The sequence below is a fragment of the Streptomyces sp. NPDC127038 genome, from assembly GCF_042725875.1.
In the GTDB taxonomy this organism is placed as follows: Bacteria; Actinomycetota; Actinomycetes; order Streptomycetales; family Streptomycetaceae; genus Streptomyces.
In genome coordinates this window covers 1-2,510 of sequence record NZ_JBHXDQ010000136.1, presented here as the reverse complement: position 1 = coordinate 2,510, position 2,510 = coordinate 1, and the positions used below count along the sequence as shown (strand labels likewise).

At 68.4% G+C, this 2,510-nt stretch carries 2 protein-coding genes; both read left to right on the top strand.

The features are described from left to right. Positions 1-76: 76 nt before the first annotated feature. Positions 77-940 carry a PRD domain-containing protein gene (locus tag ACFWI4_RS41070; protein WP_387206824.1) on the top strand — a complete coding sequence of 288 codons (864 nt, stop codon included), beginning with the start codon at positions 77-79 and terminating at the stop codon, positions 938-940. A 729-nt stretch (positions 941-1,669) separates the two neighbouring features. Continuing rightward, complete coding sequence (locus tag ACFWI4_RS41065; RefSeq protein WP_387206822.1) at positions 1,670-2,446, top strand: BTAD domain-containing putative transcriptional regulator; 777 nt, start codon at positions 1,670-1,672, stop codon at positions 2,444-2,446. Positions 2,447-2,510: the final 64 nt, after the last annotated feature.

The following is a 2,510-nucleotide window of genomic DNA, read 5'->3' as shown; positions in this document are numbered from 1 at the left end:
CGTCTCCCGCAGGGGAGCCGTGCGCGCGCCGCGTCGATCCTGGAGGATGGGGAACGGGCGGAAAGGAGGGCCTGGAGTGAAGGCTCTGCGTGTCCTCAACAACAACGTGGTCCTCTCGCGCGACGAGAAGGGCCGCCCGGTCATTCTCACCGGGCGAGGCATCGGCTTCGGCTCCCAGCAGGGCAAGCCCGTCGACCAGTCGCTGATCGAGCGCGTCTTCGTCCCCGCCGACGGACCCGGCCCCGGCGCCGACCCCGACCGTCTGGCGGAGGCACTCGCCCTCATCAGCGAGGAGGTGCTGGAGGCCGTCGTGACCGCGCTCGGCGACGTCGGCATCGAGGGGCGCGAGTCCACCCGTCCCACCCTCGCCATCGCGGTCGCCGACCACGTCGCCGGCGCGCTGGACCGGGCCGCGCGGGGCATCGTCATCGAGTACCCGCTGCGCGCCGAGGTCCAGACCCTGTACGCCACCGAGTACGCCCAGGCGCAGCTCCTGCTCCAGGCCATCAACGAGCACGTGAGCCCGCAGCTGGAGGCCTCCGAGGCGACCCCGCTCGCCCTGCACCTGGTCAACGCGGGCTTCGTCTCCGGCGATCTGTCCTTCACGTACACGATGACCGGGGTCATCCAGCAGATGCTCGCCGTCATACGGGAGCGGTACGGGCTGGACGTCTCCCACGAGTCGATGAGCGTGGCGCGGTTCATCACCCATGTGCGCTACCTCTTCGTACGGGTCCAGCAGCACCGGCAGCTCAAGGGCCACGAGTCCACGATCGGCGTGGGCATCCGCCAGTACTACCCGGAGGCGACCCGGACGGCGCAGCAGCTGGCGACGATCGTCGAACTGCGGCTGGGACGGCAGCTGAGCGAGGACGAGGTCTCCTATCTGGCGCTCCACGTGGCCCGGATGACCATGGAGTCCGACAGCGCGGCCGCGTGAGCCGCACGGGGGGCCGGCCGGCCGCGCCGCGTCCGGAACGGCACGGTGTTCTCCACGTACGTGAATCGGTCGGGTCGGGTCGCCGGACCACCGGTCCCGACCGCCGCGGACGGGTGGCCGGTACCGGCGCGTCGCACGGCCGCGGCCCCCTGTTTTCGGCATCGAAAGTTCAAGCCTGAACAGGCATGCTTCATGATCTGCTTTTGTGTGAAGTGAGGCGTGTCACGTGCTGTGCGGCAGGTGAGCGCCCCACGGCACCCCGTTCGAAAGCGCCATGCCGATGCCGCCAGGGCTCTTTACTGCTGGTTGACCTCTAACGGAATCAGCCAGTCCGTGGAGTCGGCGGATTGGCCGACTCGCCGACGCCGCCCTAACGTGTTGACCGTCCCAGGGCACGAGAATTAATGTTCGAGCCATGGTTGACACGGGGGAAGTCGCTACCGCTCGCGGTGGTGCGGAAAGTGCCTCACGGGGCAAGGCAAGAGTCATTGATCAGGACGCCCCACGAGGCCGTCCGCTGTGATGGATGCCGACCCATTTCCTCAATCGATCCGATTCCCGCACGCCTGATCTCCGGACGAAGATCCCGGAGCCGGTGCGGCTGATCGGTCGATGGTTCGGTGCCGCGGGCGCGGTGCCGATCTTCCCCTGCATTCCTAACCCCGACGGAACACTACTGTCCCGTCCCTGTGGTGTGTCTGCACTGAGTGCTCAGACGTGGGAGTGAAAATGGAGATCCATCTGCTGGGCTCGTTGGAGATGACCGACGAGCATATATCTCTGAAAATTCCGGGCGAAAAATTGCGCGCCATCGTCGCGACCCTCGCCCTGACTCCGGGCCGTCCCGTCTCGCGCAACGATCTCATCGACGAACTCTGGGGAGAAAACCCTCCACGCGACGCAGAGAATTCCCTGCACGGTCATATGGCACGATTACGCCGAATCATCGCCGCGCGCACCGGGATGGGCAGCCGACGGGACCTGATCGGTACCTCGAACTTCGGCTACGTACTCTCGATCCCCGACCTTCGGATCGACGCCCTGCGCTTCTGCGACCTCGTCCGCCGGGCCGAGCTCCTCCAGGATTCCGATCCCGCCGGCGCGGTCGCGCTGCTCACCGAGGGGCTCGCGCTGTGGCGGGGCCCCGCACTGCTCGACACCGGCCACGGCATGCTGTGCCGGATCGCCTCCACCCGTTTCACCGAGACCCGGCTGACGGCGTACGAGCAGCTCTTCGAAGCCCGGTTCACCCTGGGCATGCACCGCAGCGTGATCACCGAACTGGAGCAGCTGCACGCCCAGTACCCGCTGCGCGAGCGCTTCTGCGAACAGCTCATCACCGCCCTGTACAGCTCGGGCCGGCAGGCCGAGGCGCTCGACGCCTACCACCGCACCCGGCAGCGGCTCTCCCAGGGGCTCGGCCTGGAACCCGGATACGCCCTGCGCGCCCGGTTCCAGGAGATCCTCCGCCAGGAGCCCCTGCCGAAGCGGCGGGCGATGACGTAGCGGCTGCCGCTCCCGCGTCACGAACGCGCCCGCGGCCCGGCCCCGGGCCGCGGGGCCCCGGGCG

Excerpts from the sequence above, each read along its gene's own strand:
- ACFWI4_RS41065 (WP_387206822.1), top strand. The coding sequence starts at position 1,670 with ATGGAGATCCATCTGCTGGGCTCGTTGGAGATGACCGACGAGCATATA.